Below are 1163 nucleotides of genomic sequence, written 5' to 3' on the forward strand. Positions count from 1 at the left end.
TACTTTATCAAATGCAGCTTGGTCATTAACAGGACCCATGTTTGTACCTAATACAGCTGGGTTAGCAACTGTTAATTCTTTCGTTAATTCAACAGCACGATTTAATACGTGATCGTATACATCTTCATGGATTACTGCACGAGAACATGCAGAACATTTTTGTCCTGAGAATCCGAATGCTGATGCAACGATAGACTTAGCTGCTAATTCAAGATCTGCTTCTTTATCAACAACGATTGTATCTTTACCGCCCATTTCAGCGATAACGCGTTTTAACCAAATTTGGCCTGGGTTTACTTTCGCTGCGCGCTCATAAATACGGATACCTACATCACGAGATCCAGTGAAGCTCACGAAACGTGTACGAGGGTGATCTACTAAGTAGTCACCAACTTCAGAACCATTACCTGGAACGAAGTTTACTACGCCAGCTGGTAAGCCAGCTTCTTCTAATACTTCCATGAATTTCTCTGCTACTACAGGAGTAATACTGTGTTACCAGAAACTAAAGCAGCTGTTGTCATACCTGCCATAATTGCGAATGGGAAGTTCCAAGGAGAAATGATAACACCTACTCCTAATGGAATGTAAGAGAAACGATTATATTCAATTGGACGGCTTTCTACTGGAATACCGTCTTTTAATTTTAACATTTGACGACCATAATATTCCATAAAGTCGATTGCTTCTGCTGTATCAGCATCTGCCTCATTCCATGGCTTACCTGCTTCTTTTACAAGAATAGCAGAGAATTCATGTTTTCTGCGACGAACGATTGCTGCAGCACGGAATAAAATGTCTGCACGCATTTCTGGCTTTGATTTTCTCCAAGTTTGGAATGTTTCATCCGCTACTTGCATTGCTTTTTCAGCTAACTCACGGCTTGCTTTTGAAACGCGACCAACAAGTTCCTCTTTATTTGCAGGGTTTACAGAAACAATTTTGTCTTCTGTAGTGATTTTTTCTCCCCCAATAATTAATGGATAGTCTTGTCCAAGATAAGATTCTACTTTCTTTAAACCTTCTTCAAACGCTAATTTGTTAGCCTCCACTGAAAAATCTGTAAATGGCTCATGTTTGTATGCTACTACCATTCTTTTTAGCCTCCCCTTAGAAAAACGTTTACATTTTACAACATTATTCTACACGATAATTTAGATTTA

Annotated in this window: 1 pseudogene; it reads right to left on the reverse strand. The window is 39.0% G+C overall.

From position 1 onward, the window contains the following. Positions 1–1094: pseudogene (locus tag M3Z76_RS19605) on the reverse strand (aldehyde dehydrogenase family protein); the annotation flags it as partial. Between the last annotated feature and the right edge of the window lie 69 nt (positions 1095–1163).

The sequence above is a fragment of the Metasolibacillus sp. genome (assembly GCF_025291715.1).
In the GTDB taxonomy this organism is placed as follows: domain Bacteria; phylum Bacillota; class Bacilli; order Bacillales_A; family Planococcaceae; genus Metasolibacillus; species Metasolibacillus louembei.